General features: G+C 64.9%; 16 protein-coding genes, 1 tRNA gene and 1 pseudogene. 12 read left to right on the top strand and 6 right to left on the bottom strand.

What is annotated here, in order from left to right; all coding sequences use genetic code 11:
• Positions 1-91 precede the first annotated feature (91 nt).
• Both EB75_RS21355 and EB75_RS21345 read right to left on the bottom strand, forming a co-directional pair.
• Positions 92-979, bottom strand: a pseudogene (locus EB75_RS21355) (serine/threonine-protein kinase); the annotation flags it as partial.
• A 434-nt stretch (positions 980-1,413) separates the two neighbouring features.
• Positions 1,414-1,486, bottom strand: a tRNA-Lys gene (locus EB75_RS21345).
• 396 nt (positions 1,487-1,882) lie between these two features.
• Between EB75_RS21345 and EB75_RS29385 the strand changes: the two genes are divergently transcribed.
• Positions 1,883-2,047: a hypothetical protein gene (locus EB75_RS29385; protein ID WP_168176087.1), complete on the top strand. Its 165-nt coding sequence runs from the start codon at positions 1,883-1,885 to the stop codon at positions 2,045-2,047.
• A gap of 9 nt (positions 2,048-2,056) precedes the next feature.
• Here EB75_RS29385 and EB75_RS21340 read toward each other — a convergent pair whose 3' ends face one another.
• On the bottom strand, positions 2,057-2,281 hold the full coding sequence (locus tag EB75_RS21340) for a DUF3618 domain-containing protein (RefSeq protein ID WP_073697266.1): 225 nt from the start codon (positions 2,279-2,281) through the stop codon (positions 2,057-2,059).
• 91 nt (positions 2,282-2,372) lie between these two features.
• Here EB75_RS21340 and bcp point away from each other — a divergent pair, with 91 nt between their 5' ends.
• Both bcp and EB75_RS21330 read left to right on the top strand, forming a co-directional pair.
• Entirely contained in the window at positions 2,373-2,846 is a 474-nt protein-coding gene (gene bcp / locus EB75_RS21335; RefSeq protein ID WP_073697265.1) for a thioredoxin-dependent thiol peroxidase, read from the top strand.
• Between the two features lie 18 nt (positions 2,847-2,864).
• A complete protein-coding gene (locus tag EB75_RS21330) occupies positions 2,865-3,185 on the top strand; it encodes a hypothetical protein (RefSeq protein ID WP_073697264.1) in 321 nt (106 codons plus the stop codon).
• A gap of 5 nt (positions 3,186-3,190) precedes the next feature.
• On the opposite strand, the gene EB75_RS21325 is transcribed toward EB75_RS21330, so the two are convergent.
• Positions 3,191-3,409 (bottom strand): hypothetical protein, encoded by a 219-nt coding sequence (locus tag EB75_RS21325; protein ID WP_073697263.1) that lies wholly within the window; start codon positions 3,407-3,409, stop codon positions 3,191-3,193.
• Between the two features lie 169 nt (positions 3,410-3,578).
• On the opposite strand from EB75_RS21325, the gene EB75_RS21320 reads away from it, so the two are divergent.
• The 4 genes from EB75_RS21320 (at position 3,579) to EB75_RS21305 (ending at position 8,072) form a co-directional block, all read left to right on the top strand.
• Complete coding sequence (locus EB75_RS21320; protein ID WP_073697262.1) at positions 3,579-4,349, top strand: FadR/GntR family transcriptional regulator; 771 nt, start codon at positions 3,579-3,581, stop codon at positions 4,347-4,349.
• Positions 4,350-4,390: 41 nt separating this feature from the next.
• Positions 4,391-6,001 carry a class I adenylate-forming enzyme family protein gene (locus EB75_RS21315; RefSeq protein WP_073697261.1) on the top strand — a complete coding sequence of 537 codons (1,611 nt, stop codon included), beginning with the start codon at positions 4,391-4,393 and terminating at the stop codon, positions 5,999-6,001.
• 64 nt (positions 6,002-6,065) lie between these two features.
• Entirely contained in the window at positions 6,066-6,788 is a 723-nt protein-coding gene (locus EB75_RS21310) for a class II aldolase/adducin family protein (protein WP_073697276.1), read from the top strand.
• Between the two features lie 15 nt (positions 6,789-6,803).
• Complete coding sequence (locus EB75_RS21305) at positions 6,804-8,072, top strand: amidohydrolase family protein (RefSeq protein ID WP_073697260.1); 1,269 nt, start codon at positions 6,804-6,806, stop codon at positions 8,070-8,072.
• On the opposite strand, the gene EB75_RS21300 is transcribed toward EB75_RS21305, so the two are convergent.
• Positions 8,048-9,394, bottom strand: a complete 1,347-nt coding sequence (locus tag EB75_RS21300) for a dipeptidase (protein ID WP_073697259.1) — start codon at positions 9,392-9,394, stop codon at positions 8,048-8,050. The genes EB75_RS21305 and EB75_RS21300 overlap by 25 nt on opposite strands.
• A 96-nt stretch (positions 9,395-9,490) precedes the next feature.
• On the opposite strand from EB75_RS21300, the gene EB75_RS21295 reads away from it, so the two are divergent.
• From EB75_RS21295 to EB75_RS21275, 5 genes are all read left to right on the top strand, one after another.
• Complete coding sequence (locus EB75_RS21295; RefSeq protein WP_073697275.1) at positions 9,491-10,660, top strand: ROK family transcriptional regulator; 1,170 nt, start codon at positions 9,491-9,493, stop codon at positions 10,658-10,660.
• Between the two features lie 123 nt (positions 10,661-10,783).
• Positions 10,784-12,262: a sugar porter family MFS transporter gene (locus tag EB75_RS21290; protein WP_073697258.1), complete on the top strand. Its 1,479-nt coding sequence runs from the start codon at positions 10,784-10,786 to the stop codon at positions 12,260-12,262.
• 70 nt (positions 12,263-12,332) lie between these two features.
• The gene (locus tag EB75_RS21285; RefSeq protein WP_073697257.1) at positions 12,333-13,379 is read left to right on the top strand and encodes a carbohydrate kinase family protein; all 1,047 of its coding nucleotides are present in this window, start codon (positions 12,333-12,335) and stop codon (positions 13,377-13,379) included.
• The gene (locus tag EB75_RS21280) at positions 13,376-15,751 is read left to right on the top strand and encodes a glycoside hydrolase family 65 protein (protein ID WP_073697256.1); all 2,376 of its coding nucleotides are present in this window, start codon (positions 13,376-13,378) and stop codon (positions 15,749-15,751) included. Before EB75_RS21285 ends, EB75_RS21280 begins: the two co-directional genes overlap by 4 nt.
• A complete protein-coding gene (locus EB75_RS21275; RefSeq protein ID WP_073697255.1) occupies positions 15,748-16,500 on the top strand; it encodes an HAD family hydrolase in 753 nt (250 codons plus the stop codon). Before EB75_RS21280 ends, EB75_RS21275 begins: the two co-directional genes overlap by 4 nt.
• 127 nt (positions 16,501-16,627) lie before the next feature.
• On the opposite strand, the gene acpS is transcribed toward EB75_RS21275, so the two are convergent.
• Complete coding sequence (acpS, locus tag EB75_RS21270; protein ID WP_020102278.1) at positions 16,628-17,020, bottom strand: holo-ACP synthase AcpS; 393 nt, start codon at positions 17,018-17,020, stop codon at positions 16,628-16,630.
• Positions 17,021-17,053: the final 33 nt, after the last annotated feature.

Below are 17,053 nucleotides of genomic sequence, written 5' to 3'. Positions count from 1 at the left end.
AGTAGCCGCGTAACCACAAATCCCGTGTCCACTACATGGGGGCAAGGCCCTCCGTCGATGTAGGCGTGCCGGGTGCAAGCACAGACCGATCCGGTCGCCGGGCTGCCCGAGTGGTCGCGTTTGCCGACGCAATTTCCCGTGCCGGGGATTCATCGGCCAGAGCCTGCGCGAATGCCAAACACGAACTGAATCTGTCGTCAGGATTTTTGGCCAGCGCGATCTGCAGAACATCGTCGAGGACTCCGCAGTCCGAGCGGTGCGGGCTCAACGGCGGTGGGTCTGTGCTGAGGTGTCGGCTGATTACCACCGCCGGATTGGAGTGCGGGAACAGCTGCATCCCGGTCAGGAGTTGGTATGCGGTGGCCGCGAGGGCGTATTGGTCGGCTCGGCCATCCATCGGTTCGCCCATGAGTTGTTCGGGTGCGGCGTAGGCCACCGTGCCGACGGTCATGTTCGTGGTCGTGATTCCGCTGGTGTCGTCCACCGGTCGGGCAATGCCGAAGTCTGCAAGAAATACCTGCGGATCATCGGCGTCGGTATCCGCCACGATGATGTTGGCGGGCTTTACATCGCGGTGCAGCAAGCCCTTCTTGTGTGCGTAGTCCAGCGCACTGGCCACAGCGGTGACGATGGTGGTGGCAAGTTCAACCGGCATGCCTGCCGGGTAGCGCTCGCGTACAAGTTGGGCCGCGTCGGTTCCTTCGATGTAGTCCATCGTGATCCACATCTGGCCGTCATGCTCTCCCCGATCCTGAATCCCAACGATGTGTGGGTGCCGCAAACCTCCGGCCAGATCAGCCTCACGGATGAACCGCTCCTGGAACGAGGTGTCATTGGAAACATCTGGGCGAAGGACCTTCAGCGCATCCTGGCGTGGCAGCCGGGGATGCTGTACCAGGTAAACCTCGCCCATCCCACCCGATCCCAGAAAACGCAGAATCCGGTATCCAGCGAAGGTCTCACCGATCCGAAACGGCATGGGCGAATGCTAACCGCTGAACCGATTCCTATGGCCGTGATGCAAGCCAGCCCGAAAAATCTGACGCGCTTCGACAGTCGGACAGACGTCAGGTCACCACCCCGGTGGCGCCGCGCCAGCCTTCGCGGCGCGACTACAACCGCCCTACCCGGTTACCCGCCGTTGCCATCTGGCGCGAAGTTCGCGAGGATCTCGGCGTACCGGACATCACGACGCACAGCTTCCGCAAGACACTCGGAACACTCATCGACGAGGATGGGCAGTCAGCGCGCGTCGGCGCGGGCCATCTCGGCCGCGCGAAAGTGTCGATGACTCGGGACCGCTACATGGCACGAGGACGAGTCCATCGGGCGGTTGCAGACATGATGGACCGCGCTAAAAACGGTGAACAAACGACGAAAGCCCCTTCCCGAAGGAGGGGGCTTTCGTATCTGTGCGCCGTCAGGGTTTCGAACCCCGGACCCGCTGATTAAGAGTCAGCTGCTCTACCAACTGAGCTAACGGCGCGCGAGAGAGACATTAACAGTCCGATGGCTGCAGGGTGAAATCGTATGGTCAGCGCCGTTTCTAACGGCCGCAGCCGGGGTATCAGCACTGGGCCGAGACTCACGACCGCCAGGCCACCGGACCGAACTGTAGCCAACGTCACAGCCGACGACAGGGTCCAGCGATACAGCTCGAAATGACCAGGAGAGCCGGTTCTTTTGGCATGTAGCGGTAGCCACCAGACACCGGTCGCACGTCTGTATGCAGGCATGATCGTCAATAGCGGTCGCGACTGGAAAATCCTCAAAAATCAGATGGACCTGCAATTTTGTGACGCGACGCGCAATTTTCAAGTTAGCTGAAACAGGGCATGATGGTGTAGAAATGTAGGTGACGACGCGTGATGGGAGTTAGCTGATGACACCGACAGCCGTTGCCGTCTACGCAGCGCCCAGCGCCGACGTCACGACAGCAGCCGACGACACCCTGGTCATCGTCCATAACTGCACCCGGCTCGGCCGGGTCGCGAATCCTCCGCGCAGCTGGCTGCTTGGCTGGCTGACGCCGCGGCGGAGTAACTAGAAAGTCGGGTTAACCGCGTATCTTGCGGATAACCACCACCAGCACGACAACGCCGAGTCCGGCGAACGACGCGATGACGGCCGGCTTGGACGCGATCGCAATGGCCTTGGCCTTGGCGTCGTCAGCCAGTCGCTGGGGATTTGCCCGCTCCGCGAGGGCGTCAACCGTCAACGCCAACTGATCGCGTGCACGATCGATTTCCTGCTTGATCTCGTCAGGATTCCGGTCAGCCACTTCAGCCCTCCAGCTCGCGTTGCACCTTGGCGCTCTACCCTAGAGCAGCTTGCCGCAACAGCAACGCCTGGCCGACAGAAGGGACATCCCGGTGGCACCGACCCCGCGACTCGAAGTGGGCGCCAAAGCCCCCGCATTCAGCCTGCCCGACGCCGATGGCAACACCGTGAAGCTGTCGGATTACAAGGGCCGCAAGGTCATCATCTACTTCTACCCCGCGGCTTCGACGCCTGGCTGCACCAAGCAGGCCTGCGATTTCCGCGACAGCCTGGCCGAACTCAACGAGGCCGGACTCGACGTCATCGGCATCTCCCCCGACAAACCGGAGAAGCTCGCCAAGTTCCGCGACAACGAGGGCCTGACCTTCCCGCTGCTGTCCGATCCCGACCGCAAGGTGCTCACCGCGTACGGGGCGTTCGGCGAGAAGACGATGTACGGCAAGACCGTGCAGGGTGTCATCCGCTCGACATTCCTGGTCGACGAGAAGGGCAACGTCGAGGTCGCCCAGTACAACGTCAAGGCGACGGGGCACGTCGCGAAGTTGCGACGGGACCTGTCGGTCTAGCCGCACTCACACCAATCGATGACGCTCAATTCAGTAGCCATTAGGGGCGTCCTGCTGACCGTTGGGCTCGGCGTCGGGATGCTGCTGTTTCTAGCGTCGAGTCTCATCCTCGGATTCGCCGGGATGCCGCCCGGCTATGCGATCTACAACGGGTACTTCCTCGCTGTCGTGCTGTGGATCATTGCGGCGGTGCCCATTTACCGGCACGGCGTCAGGTCAGGTGCCAACACACGGTGGAACCTCGCCGCCTTGGTGGCCGGCATTCTCGTCTTTCCGCTCATGGGCGCCATAGCGATGCTGGTTCAGGAACCCGAGTACCTCGTCTTCCTCTCGCACTGAGCGGCCTACCGCGACTTAGACGGCGGCCGAGTTGTCGGCCGGCGTGGTTGTGCCCCGCCCTTCACGGTGAAGCTGAAGTTGGCCAGCTTCCAGACGTTCGCATTGAGGTTGACGTGTTCGAGGTCAAACGCCTTGACCGCAGCGCACAGCACCACAACTAACACGCACACCAGAATGAACATGCATCCCGCAATCATGTAGGGCAACAGGTCCGTCAGGGTCATGCAGCAGACGCTAGGTGCTGGAACGGACACGGCGGTGAAACGCCACATCTGGGGCACCCTCTTTGTGGATAACCGACTTCCCTGTGGATAACCAGGCACCTATCCCAGCAGCGAAATCCAACCCTCCGCGATCAACAGCAGCGCCACCCTCGTCTGGCACACTCACCCCATGTCCGCGCCCGACGTCCGTTTCCGCCGCCTCGCTGAGCAGGTGGCGGACGAGTTGCGTCGGCGCATCCTCAGCGGCGAGCTCGCCGACGGCAGCGTGCTGCCGACGGAAGACGAGCTACTGGTCGAGTTCCCGATCAGCAAGCCCTCACTGCGGGAAGCCATCCGCATCCTGGACGCCGAAGGGCTCCTCAGCGTGCGCCGCGGCAAGCTCGGCGGCTCGGTGGTGCACCGGCCCAGCGCGAGCAACGTGGCCTACACGATGGGCCTGGTCCTCGGCGCTAACCAGGTGAGCCTGGGCGATGTCGGCGCCGCCCTGCAGCAGGTGGAGCCGGCCTGCGCGGCGATGTGCGCCCAGCGCAGCGACCGTGAAACCGCGGTGGTGCCGATCCTTCGGCAGATTCACGCCGAATCGGTCGACTCCGTCGAGGATCTGGTGCTGGTCACCTCCGCCAGCCGGCGCTTCCACGAGGCGTTGGTCCAGCACTGCGGCAACGAGACGATGATCATCCTCGCCGGCGCGCTGGAAAAGCTGTGGTCGTCGCACGAGCTGAGCTGGTCGCGACAGTTCACCGACCACGCCAGCATTCCCGTCGACGAGCGCCGGTCTGCCCTGGAGGAGCACCGCACGCTGATCGATGCCATCGAGGCCGGTGACGCCGAACGCGCCCGCGAATTGGCCGCCACGCACCTGCTCGATGCCCAGCACTACCCGGGGTCAGCCGGGGTGGTCGATCCCGCGACGGTGCGCACCCGCACCCGTTCTTCCTGAATCCTTGACAGGACACAGCCTTATTTTCATATGATTTGAAGATGCAGCTGGAGGCGACGGCGACGGCGGTCACGAATTCGCCCGCGTTCACGGCCGACGACGTCGCTCGCTTCTACGCCAACGGCTGGTGGACGGGCACCACGATCTCGGACGCGGTGCGGGTCAACGCCACTCGCACCCCGGACCGCGCCGCCTACGTGGATCACCCGGACCGATCCCTGAGCTGGCGCGAATTCGACACCGCGGCAACCGCATTGGCAGCCGAACTGGCCGGCGCGGGCGTATGCCCCGGAGACCGGATCGCCGTGTGGCACGGCGACACCACAGCCATCCACGTGCTGTTCGTCGCGATCGAGCGCTGCGGTGCAGTGGTGGTCGGCGTCGGCGCGCGCGCCGGCATCCGTGAGGTGACGGCCATCCTGCAGGGTGCGGAGCCCAGGCTGCTGATCACCGATCCCCCGCGCCGGGCTCAGGCCGAAACCGTCGCCACTGCCATCGGCTGCCCACTGCTGACGCTGGATGCATTGTCCGTCGGCGCCGAACCGGTGACGTTGAGCCCCGACACCCAGGTTGGCCCCGACGACGTCTTCCTGATCAACTCGACCTCCGGCACCACCGGACTGCCGAAGTGTGTGGTGCACACCCAGAACCGTTGGTATTACTTCCATCAGCAGGCAGTGGCGAATGGGCTTTTGACCTCAGACGACGTCTTCCTGCCGGTCATCCCGACCCCGTTCGGCTTCGGCTTGTGGACCACCCACATCACCCCGATCCACCTGGGCACCACCACCGTTCTGCTCGACCGGTTCACGGTGGCGGCGGCGTGCGCGGCGATCGAGCAGCACAAGATCACCGTATTGTGTTGCGTCAGTACTCAATTGACCATGATCATGGCCGACCCGGTTGCCCGCGACTACGACCTGAGCTCATTGCGAGTGGTGTTCACCGGCGGCGAGGCCCTGCCCTACCGGCCCGCCCACGAGTTCGAAAAACTCACCGGCGCAACGATTCTGCAGTTCTACGGCTCCAACGAGACCGGCCTGCTCAGCGGCACCACCGTGCACGACACGCTGGAGCACCGGCTGCGCACCGGCGGCCGGATCGTCCCCGACATGGCAGTCCGCCTGTTCGACGGCGACACCGACGTCACCGACACCGGCCGGGGTCAGCCCGCATGCCGCGGTCCGGCGACCAGTCTCGGCTACCTGGGCGGCACCGACCACGACAAGCTGTTCACCGCCGACGGCTGGATGCGGATGGGCGACATCTGCGAGATCGACGCCGACGGCTACCTGCGGGTGACGGGCCGGACGTCCGATTTCATCGTGCGCGGCGGCAAGAACATCAGCGCCGCCCAGGTCGAGGACGTCGTCATGACGCATCCGGCGGTCGGCCTGGCTGCGGCGGTGGCCATGCCCGACCCGGTGTTCGGCGAAAAAGTCTGTGTCTACGTCGAATTGATCGGCTCGTCGACGCTGGACCTCGACGAGCTGTGCACGTACCTGCTCGCCCAGGACGTTTCGAAGGAACTGCTGCCCGAGCGGTTGATCGTGGTCGACGAACTACCCCGGTCGTCGGGCGGCAAGGTCGCCAAAGGCCAACTGCGCGAGGACATTCGAGCCCGGATGGGAGACGGACATGACCGCAGCTGAGCCTGCGCACGCGAGGAGCAAAACGGCCCCAGGCCGCGGCGGCCTAGAGGTGTGGGCGCCGTCGGTGACCCCATCGATCGGCGTCGACCTCACCGACGAACAGGCCATGGCCATCGCGTTCCGGCACCTCGCGAGCATCGGCTTCGCCGAGAACCTGGCCGGGCACATCACCTTTCAGCCCGACGGCCAGACCGACATGTACGTCAACCCGTGGGGCCTGTGGTGGCAGGAGGTCACCGCATCCGACATCTGCATGGTCGACGAGGAGGCCCGGGTGACCCAAGGCCGCTGGGACGTCACTCCGGCCATCCACATCCACACCGAGCTGCACCGCGCCCGCCCCGATGCCCGCGTCGTGATCCACAATCACCCCTACTACGTGTGCGTGCTCGCCGCGCTGGGTCGGCTTCCAGAGTTGGTGCACCAGACCGGATCGCTGTTCCTCGATGATCTGTGCCTGGTCGACGAGTACGACGGCGAGGTCGACAGTCCCTCGCGCGCAGCCGAATTGGCCACCCGCATCGGTAACGCGAACTTGACCATCCTGGCCAACCACGGCGTCATCGCGACGGGCCGCAACCTGGCCGAGGCCGTGTACCGGGCGGCGTCAATCGAACGGGTCTGCAAGCTGGCCTACGACGTCCTGCTGACCGACTTGAAGCCGACCGAGATGAAGTGGTCAGACATGGTCGGCATGAAGGCCTCCCTGATCGAACGCGCGGCCGACGTGTACTGGGCCGGCGCTGCCCGCATGACCATCAAATCCGATCCGTCCGTTCTGCAGTGAAGGCGCTGGTACGACATGAAATCCATTGACGATCTGGCCACCAATCTCGACTTCACCGTCGCCAAGACCGGCGCGGACCGCACCGTCACGCTGCTACCCGACCCACCGCGTGCCCCGCGCCGGTACACCGTCATCTCGGTCGACGACCACATCGTCGAACCGCCCGACACCTTCACCGGCCGGCTGCCGAGCAAGTTCGCCGACCGGGCGCCGCGCGTGGTCGACACCGACAACGGCGGCCAGACCTGGGTGTACGACGGCAAGGAACTGCCCAATGTCGGGTTCAACGCCGTGGTCGGACGGCCGGTCTCCGAGTACGGCTTCGAACCGGTCCGGTTCGACGAAATGCGCCGGGGCGCTTGGGATATCCACGAACGGGTCCGCGACATGGACCTCAACGGCGTCTACGCGTCGCTGAACTTCCCGTCGTTCCTGCCCGGTTTCGCCGGCCAGCGGCTGCAGCAGGTCACCACCGATCGCGACCTGGCGATGGCCTCGGTGCGAGCCTGGAACGACTGGCACTTCGACGTGTGGGCCGGCTCGTACCCCGACCGGATCATCCCCTGTCAGCTGCCGTGGCTGCTGGACCCCGACGTCGGCGCCAAGATGATCTACGAGAACGCCGAACGTGGTTTCCACGCCATGACTTTCAGCGAGAACCCGGCAATGCTCGGGCTGCCGACCATTCACTCGGGCTACTGGGATCCGATGATGGCGGCCTGTGCCGAGACCGGCACGGTCGTCAACCTGCACATCGGGTCGTCGGGCTCCTCCCCCTCCACCACGCCCGACGCGCCGCCGGATGTGCAGGGCGTGCTGTTCTTCGCCTACGCCATCTCAGCAGCGGTGGACTGGCTGTATTCCGGTCTGCCCAGCCGCTTTCCGGACCTCAAGATCTGCCTGTCCGAGGGCGGCATCGGCTGGGTCGCCGGGTTGCTCGACCGGCTGGACCACATGCTCAGCTACCACTCGATGTATGGCACCTGGGAGCGGCTCGGCGAAAAGCTCACCCCGGCCGAGGTTTTCACCCGCAATTTCTGGTTCTGCGCCGTCGAGGACCAGTCGTCGTTCGTGCAGCGCGACCGCATCGGCGTCGACAACATCATGCTCGAGGCCGACTACCCGCACTGCGACTCGACCTGGCCACACACGCAGGCCACCATCCACGAGGAGATCGGCACCCTGCCCGCCGACGCAATCCGAAAGATTACCTGGGAGAACGCCTCTCGGCTGTACCAGCACCCGGTGCCGGAGTCGGTTCAGCGAGATCCCGAGTCGTTCTGACCCAATGCACCGAGCAGCAGCGCCTCGGAGATCGCGGCCTTCTCCAGCACGCCGAGGTGCAGGCTCTCGTTGATGCTGTGCGCCTGCGTGCCGGGGTCTTCGACGCCGGTCACCAGAATCGTTGCGTCGGGAAAGGTCTCGGCGAATTCGGCGATGAACGGGATGGACCCGCCCATCCCCATGTCCACCGGGGCAACACCCCACGCCTGTGTGAACGCCGACCGCGCCGCGTCGTACACCGGGCCGCTGGCGTCGATGGCGTACGGCTGCCCGACGTCGCCGGGCGTCACGGTGACCTTGGCACCCCAGGGCGCGTGGCTCTGCAGGTGACGGGTCAGTGCCGCCAGATGAGCCAGCGCGTCGCCACCCGGAGCCACGCGCATGCTGACCTTCGCCCGCGCGGACGGGATCAGCGTGTTCGACGCCTTGGCGATCGACGTGGTGTCGATGCCGATGACGGTGATGGCCGGCTTGGCCCAAAGTCGTTGCACCACAGAGCCGGAGCCGATCTGCTGGACGCCGTCGAGCATGCCGGTCTCGGCGGCAACCCAGTCCGGGCCCCGGTCGACGTCGGCTGCGGTGCCCTCGTAGAGGCCCTCGACCGCGACGTTGCCGTCGTCGTCGTGCAGCGTCGCCAGCAGCCGCACCAGAGCGCTCAACGCGTCGGGCACCACACCGCCCCAGAGCCCGGAGTGCAGGCCGTGGTCCAGCGTCGCCACCTCGACCACGCAGTCGGCCAGGCCCCGCAGGGACACCGTCAGCGCCGGCATCTCGGTGCTCCAGTTGTCCGAATCGGCGATGACGATGACGTCGGCGGCCAGCAGGTCACGGTGCGCAGCCAGCAGGGCACCCAGAGAAGGCGAGCCCGATTCCTCTTCGCCCTCAACGAAAACCGTCACGCCGACGGGCGGGTTGCCGCCGTGCGCCCGCATGGCGGCCAGGTGCACGGCGATGCCGGCCTTGTCGTCGGCGCTGCCGCGGCCGTACAGCCGGCCATCGCGCTCGGTCGGTTCGAATGGCTCCGACTCCCACTGTGCGGCGTCGCCCTCGGGCTGCACGTCATGGTGCGCGTACAGCAGCACGGTCGGGGCACCTTCCGGCGCCGGGTGACGGGCGATGACGGCCGGCGCCCCGCCCTCCTGGACGATGTGCACCTCGCCGAAACCGGCATCGGACAACAGCTTTGCGGTCAGTGCGGCGCTGCGGTGTACCTCGGCATGCCGGGCCGGGTCGGCCCACACCGATTGGATACGGACCAGGTCCTCCAGGTCGGCACGCACCGACGGCAGCACCTCGCGGACAGCGGCGACGAGATCACTCATGCGGCCAACGTTAGCCTCGATCCTTCGAGGCGTGTCCCCCTGTCCTTCGGTTTCAGGTCCGCCGTGCGGAGGCTGGGATGCTGGCATGATCGCAGGATGACCGACCGTGCCCGCCCGGGGGCGCCGAGCGCGCTTCGAGAGCAGAATCGCAGCCGCGTGATCCAGGCGCTGAGATCGCACGGTGACCTTACTCAGGCCGACTTGGCTCGTGAAACAGGTCTGGCTACAGCGACTGTTTCGAACATCGTGCGCGCGCTCATCGCAGCCGGGACGATCGCCGTGGACGACTCCGGGCGCAGACGTAAGGTGCATCTCGCTCGCGAGGCCGGGTATGTCGTGGGGATCGATCATGGGCATCGGCACATTCGGGTCGCTGTCAGCGACCTTTCACACTCGATTCTCGCCGAGACGCGCGCTGAGCTCACCGCAGAAATGACGGCAGAGGAGGGGATGACGCTTGCAGCGTCACTGCTCACCAGCGTGCTGAATCGATCCGGCGTGGACCGCTCGACCGTGGTGGGGGTCGGTCTGGGTCTTCCCGCTCCCATCGAGCGGGCGACGGGCAGAGTCGGTTCACCCTCGATCTTGCCTGGCTGGGTCGGGGTGGATGCGAGCGAACTCGCGGGTGCAATCTTGGACCTTCCTGTCCGCGTGAAGGTTGGCAACGATGCCAACCTCGGAGCGCTTGCCGAGCGTCGCTGGGGTGCAGGGATCGGTGTCTCGGACATGGTGTACCTCAAGCTCTCCGAAGGCGTTGGCGCCGGGCTCATCATCAACGGGGAGATCTATTCAGGGATGGCCGGAACCGCGGGGGAGGTCGGGCATACGACGACCGATGAGTTCGGTGACGTCTGTCGATGTGGGAATCGAGGCTGTCTTGAGACTGTCGTCTCCGCCGGCCGAGTGGCGCGACTTCTCGAGTCGACGCTGGGACGCCGGGCCACCATCGCCGAGATCGCCGATCAAGCGCGCCTGGGCCAGCGTGCCTGCGTGCGCGTTCTGGAGGATGTCGGTCGTCAGGTCGGGCGCGCCTTGGCGGATCTGTGCAATGTGTTCAATCCCGAGTTGATCCTCGTGGGCGGTGAGCTGGCACAGGCGTCGCCGATTCTCATCCCGGCGATCCGCGGTGTGGTTGACCGATGCGGCGTTCCATCGGCCACGGCGACTCTGAAAATTGCGCCGTCCAAGCTGGGAGCGCGGACACACATCCTCGGCGCCATCGCGTTGGCTCTCGAGGGCACACCGCAAGCCACGTTCACAAGTTGAACGAATTCGGCAGTAATTCCGCCAACCTCGTCGAATTCTTGGACATTGTCTCGACTGACGGCTTGTATGTGATGTGCATCACACGCGCCTGGGAGTTCGCCCAGCAGTCACGAGAGGTCCGGAATGGAAAGCGGCGGTGGGTTTTCGAATGAACCATCGATCTTTGGGGACGATGAGCAGTCGGCAGGCAATCGGATCATCCTGATCGCCTCGGTCGCCGCGCTCGGTGGACTCCTGTTCGGTTATGACAGTGCTGTCATCAACGGCGCGGTGAAAGCGATCGAAGAAGACTTCGCGGTCAAGGGTGCCGTGCTGGGTTTCGCCGTCGCGTCGGCGTTGCTCGGCGCGGCTGCGGGAGCGATGACCGCGGGCCGTATCGCGGACCGGATCGGTCGCTTGCGGGTGATGCAGATCGCTGCGGTGCTGTTCCTCGCGAGCTCCGTGATCGCCGGTCTTGCACCCGAAATCATCACGCTGGTGATCGGTCGCGTCGTCGGCGGCCTGGGAGTGGGCATCGCTTCGGTGATCGCGCCGGCGTACATCGCGGAGACCTCGCCCGCTCGCATCCGCGGGCGACTCGGATCGCTACAGCAGCTGGCGATCGTCCTCGGTATCTTCCTCGCACTGCTGGTCGACTATGTGCTCGCGGACTGGGCCGGAAGCGCGAACAGCCAGCTGTGGATGGGCTTGGACGCGTGGCGCTGGATGTTCCTGTCGATGGCCATTCCTGCCGTCGCGTACGGCGTGCTGGCAACCACCATTCCCGAGTCACCGCGTTATCTCGTTGCGACGCATCGGATTTCCGAGGCGCGTCGAGTGCTCACCCTGTTGCTCGGCGAGAAGAACCTCGAGATCACCATCACCCGGATCCAGCAGAGCCTCGAGGGCGACACCAAGCCGTCTTGGAAGGAACTCAAGAGTCCCAGCGGCCGCATCTATCCGATCGTTTGGGTCGGTCTGCTGCTGTCGATGTTCCAGCAGTTCGTGGGGATCAACGTCATTTTCTACTACTCGAACATGCTGTGGCAGGCGGTCGGTTTCAAAGAGAGCGCGTCATTCCAGATCACGGTCTTCACCTCCGTGGTGAACATCGCTACGACCATCGTCGCGATCGCCCTTGTTGACAAGTTGGGCCGCAAACCGCTCCTGCTCGTCGGCTCGGCGGGAATGACCGTCACACTCGCCACGATGGCGGTGTGCTTCAGTGCCGCAACTGAAGGTCGCAACGCCGCCGGCGAGGTCGTCCCGCACCTCGACGGTGCGTGGGGTCCGATCGCGCTGGTCGCTGCGAACCTGTTCGTTGTGTTCTTCGGGATGAGCTGGGGCCCCGTGGTGTGGGTGCTCCTGGGTGAGATGTTCCCGAACCGGATCCGCGGTGCGGCACTGTCGCTGGCGGCGGCGGGCCAATGGGCCGCGAACTGGCTCATCACCGTGTCTTTCCCCGAACTTGCCGATCTCTCACTGGTATTCGCGTACGGCATGTACGCGACGTTCGCACTCTTGTCGCTGTTCTTCGTGAAGCGGTTCGTCAAGGAGACCAAGGGTATGTCTCTGGAAGACATGGATTCGGCGACGGGCCTTGCCCATCCGGCGGCCGCCTGACCATCCGCGTCGTCGGACCGCTCGGCTACACCTCGATTCGCTACTCGACACAATCACCTCGGAGCACACCATGTCCCACCCTGGTTCCGCACTGCCCGAAAACGGACGGACAACCGATCGCAAACCGCGCAAAGTCGCTGTTCTGGGTCCGATTCCCCGCGATCACGTGATCACCCACCGTGGCGAGGTCTTCGACAAGTACGGCTGTGTTCTCTACACGGTCGCGGCGATGGCTTCGCTGCTCGGAACAGACGACGTGGTCCGGCCGATTGTCCATGTGCGCAAAGAGGATATGGCGCCCATCAAAGAGATTCTGTCCCGCTTCGACAACATCGACTACACCGGCCTACGCGACGATTCCGACCGCGGCGATGTGATCGAGTTGAAGTTCCGCGACCAGAACTACCGCGATGAACGACAAGTGGGCTTCATGCACCCGATCACCGCCAAGGACGTCGAATTCGCGCTCGACTCTGATGCGTTCATCTGTGTGCCCGTCACCGATTACGAAGTCGCACAAGCGACTCTGGCGTATATCCGGGCGAACAGCACCGGTGTGATCCTGCTCGACGGCCATGGCCCCACGGTGTCACTGACCTCGTCCGGTCACCGGGTGCCGCGCATGTGGATCGACCGGGACGCGTGGCTGCCGAACATCGACATCCTCAAGATGAACCTGGAGGAGGCGGGCTGCAGCTGGTTCCCCCCACCCGGCCACAATCCCGACGACTTGGGCAAAGAGCTCGATCTCGACGAATTGCCGGTGTTCGCCGAACATTGCCTGCGCAACGGTGTGAAGGCGGTGTGCATAACACTCGACGAGGAGGGTTGTCGGGTGTTCTGGCTCGATCACGCCGGGACCATGCAGCACGAGACGGTGCCACGTATCCCGGTCGACGAGGTGGTGGACACCACCGGGTGCGGCGACTCCTTCGCTGCGGGAATGGGGTTCGGGTATCTCGAGACCGGTGACTTCGTGGCCGCCGCGCGGTACGGCAACGCCATGGGCGCACAGAGATGCGCCGGCCGCGAGATCGACGTGTACCTGCCGCTGGCGGAGACGAAAGCCCAGATCGATGCGGTCTACGCCACGGCGGCAAACGAGTCGTACGCATGACCCACACCGCACCGCGCAGCGCCGCCCTCACCCCTGCGGGACAGGACTCTGACGGTCCGTGGCAGATCATCGAGGAGTCGTGGCAGCCGCTGCGGTCCAACTACTTCGAGACGATCTTCACGGTGGGCAACGGCCGGCTCGGCACCAGAGGCTCGCTTGAGGAAGGACATCTCGGTTGCGTCTCTGGAACCTATCTCGCCGGAGTCTATGACGGCCACGATTCCCAAGTCGTCGATCTGGTGAACGCGCCGGATTGGCTGTCCACCGACATCTACGTCGACGACGAGCGGCTCGATACCGAAACCGCCACTGTCACAGAGCATCACCGAACGCTCGACCTGCGTAACGGAGTCCTCGAGCGGAAGACGGTGTTCACCCGGAACGACGGATCCCGCATCCAGGTCCAGTCGCGGCGGTTCGCGTCGATGTCCGACCGCGACGCCTGCCACCTCATGCTCACGGTGACCCCACTGGACGCCGCAGCCACCGTCACCGTGGCGACGCAAATCGACGCGCACCGCCGAAACATGGAGGCCCTCCCCGTCTATCCCGCAGACACGGTATTCACTCATGAGCGCAAGTGGGAGAAATGGGCATTGTCTCGGCACCTGCGTGAGGTCGGACACGGATTCGCCGACGGCGTCGGCTGGGTGATGACCCGAACCATCGACTCCGGCATCGACGTGGCGTACGCCATGCGCCTGACACCGCTGGGCCGTGAGCCGCACGTACGACAGCGCTCGCGGCACGAATCGGTCAGCACCGAACTGACTTTCACCGCGGCAGCAGGCCAGACCGTTGGCATCGAGAAGGCGGTGGGCGTCGCGACGTCGCGCGACGTATCCACCACCGGTGCGGGCCCGGTGCCGCGCGCCCTGCAGACGGCGTCTTCGGTGCCCGATTTCGAAGAGGCGCTGGCTGATTCGAGCGAGGCGTGGCGGCGAATGTGGCAGGCCTGCGACTGCCGTGTGCTCGGCGATGATCGCGCCGCACTTGCCATGCGGTTCTCGATCTACCACCTGCTGATCGCGGCGAACCCGGACGACCCCACCGTGAACATCGGCGCGAAATCCCTTTCCGGAGAGGGATATCGAGGGCACGTGTTCTGGGACACCGAAGTGATGATGCTGCCGTTCTACTTGTTCACCCAGCCCGCCACGGCGAAAGCGCTTCTCGGATACCGATTCCACACTCTGAACGGGGCGCGGGCCATCGCAGCCGAGAACGGCAACATCGGCGCACGGTACCCGTGGGAGTCAGCTGACACCGGCCGCGAGGAATGCCCGATCGTCACACCCGACGGGCAGAACCGTTTCTACACCCGCGAACAAGAATTGCACGTCACCGCCAACGTCGCGTTCGCCATCGGCCGCTACCGCGAGGTGACGGGCGACTGGCAACAACTGCTCGACGAGGGCGCCGAAATCGTCTTCGAAACCGCACGGTTCTGGCTGGACCGATGCGAGGACGACGGCGAAAAACTGGTCCTCAAGACAGTCATGGGACCCGACGAATTCCACTCGTTCGTCGACAACAACGCCTATACCAACCGCATGGTGCGCTGGCATTGGGAGTTCGCGGTAGCGGTGTTCGACGACCTCGCCCGGGAGCAGCCGGAAAAGTTCACCGAGATCTGCGTGACGGTGGGTATCAACAAGGACGAGCGCGATGCCTGGGCAGCGGCCGCTCGCAGGATCGTCTCGCCCAATGACCCCGACTGCGGACTCATCGAGCAGTTCGACGGCTACTTCGACCGCGAGGAAGTACCGGTGACCGAGTGGGACGACAACGACATGCCCCGCTACCCCGCCGGGTACAACCACTTCAACTGCGAGGGCACCACGCTGCTCAAGCAACCCGATGTGGTGCAGTTGATGTTTCAACTGCCCGACGAATACTCGCCCGCCACCCGCCGTAAGAACTTCGAGTTCTACGAAAAGCGAACCCTGCACAAGTCATCGTTGAGCCCGTCGATCCACGCGATCGTCGGGCTGCAGATAGGCGATTCATCGATGGCAGAGCGGTACTTCGCCCGGTCAGCGTTCGTGGATCTCGACGACAATCAGGGCAACACCGAGGACGGCATGCACATCGCGTCCGCGGGCGGCACGTGGCAGATCGCGGTGTGCGGGTTCGGCGGTTTTCGGGCGAACGCCTCCGGCCTTCACTTCGCGCCCCGGCTACCCGAATCGTGGCAGCGCCTCCGGTTCACCATCCAGTGGCGTGGCCGCGCGGTCGAAGTTGACTTGGGGCACAACGAGTCTCGGTTCCGGCTGGTCGGCGACGGCGCACCCGAGACGATCACAGTCGACGGCCGAGAACTCGTCCTCCGGCCCGGCGAGGCCGCAATGGTCGACACGGCGACGGCATGACAGCGCAGCAGCGTGCCCCGATCTCGGTCACGGCCGCCGAAGCGGTGGTGTTCGACCTCGATGGTGTCCTCACCGATACGGCCGCCGTCCATCGCCGCGCGTGGTCGGCGATGTTCACCGAGTTCCTCGCCGACCACGCGCCACAGTCCGCGCCCTACACGGACGTCGACTACTTCACGCTGGTCGATGGGAAGTCGCGAGCAGACGGCGTCCGAGCCGTGCTCGCGTCGCGCGGGATCGACCTCCCCGAAGGCCGGCCCGACGACGCCGACGATGCCGTCACCGTCCATGGTCTGGGAAACCGCAAGAACACCGCCTTCGGTCACATCGTCGATACCGAAGGCGTGCATGTATTTCCGGGCTCGCGAGACCTTGTGAACGCGCTGCGCGCAGCGCGCGTTCCCATGGCGGTTGTGTCGAGCTCCAAGAACGCCAGAATGGTGCTCGAGCACGCCGACCTGCTCGGCGCCTTCACCGGGATCGTCGATGGCCAGGTCACCGCGCAACGCGGGCTGCCCGGCAAGCCCGAACCCGATATGTTCCTTCTCGCCGCTCGCCTGCTGGGGGTCGAGCCGCACAGATCCATTGCGGTCGAGGACGCGATCTCCGGCGTGCAGTCGGCAAGCCGTGCCGGCTACTGGGTGGTGGGCGTCGACCGCGGCGTGGGGGCCGCGCAACTCGCAGCCGAAGGCGCCGACGACGTGGTCACCGACCTCGCACAATTGCTGCCGACGGGCCACTCCGCCTAGTACGCTCGTCGCCCCTATTGCCGAGCAGACGTAAGCCTGTTGATTTCCCAAGTGGAAATCGACAGGTTTACGTCTGCTCGCGAAGCCAAAGTGACCCCGGAAAAGGAAGGTGGACCCCGGAAGGAACCTAATCCTGCTCAAGGACCGCGACCGCGGCCGCGGTGTCGCCTTCGTGGGTCAGTGACACGTGGATGGCCACGCCCTTGAGATGCTCGGCGATCTCGCCGGACAACCGCACCTTGGGCCGGCCCCACATGTCGGTGACGACCTCGATGTCGCGGTGAATGCCCTCGGGCAGCACCGGACGCTTCGAGAACCGGGAGCCCGACCACGCCTTGATCACAGCCTCCTTGGCCGCCCAGCGGGCCGCCAGGTGCCGTGCCGCCGACGAACTCTTGTCGGCGGCGTCACGGCGTTCACCTGGGGTGAACGTCTCCGCGAAGACGGTGCCCGGCTGGTCGACCTGCTCGGCGAAATCGGGAATCGAGACCAGGTCGATGCCCACACCCAGGATGCTCATGGGCAACAACCTAGCTTGTCGAATCCGAGCGCT

Origin of the sequence: Mycobacterium sp. ST-F2, from assembly GCF_001905655.1 — a bacterium.
Classification (GTDB): Bacteria; Actinomycetota; Actinomycetes; order Mycobacteriales; family Mycobacteriaceae; genus Mycobacterium.
The sequence above is the reverse complement of the archived record's forward strand: the minus strand, read 5'-3'. Positions and strand labels throughout refer to the sequence as shown.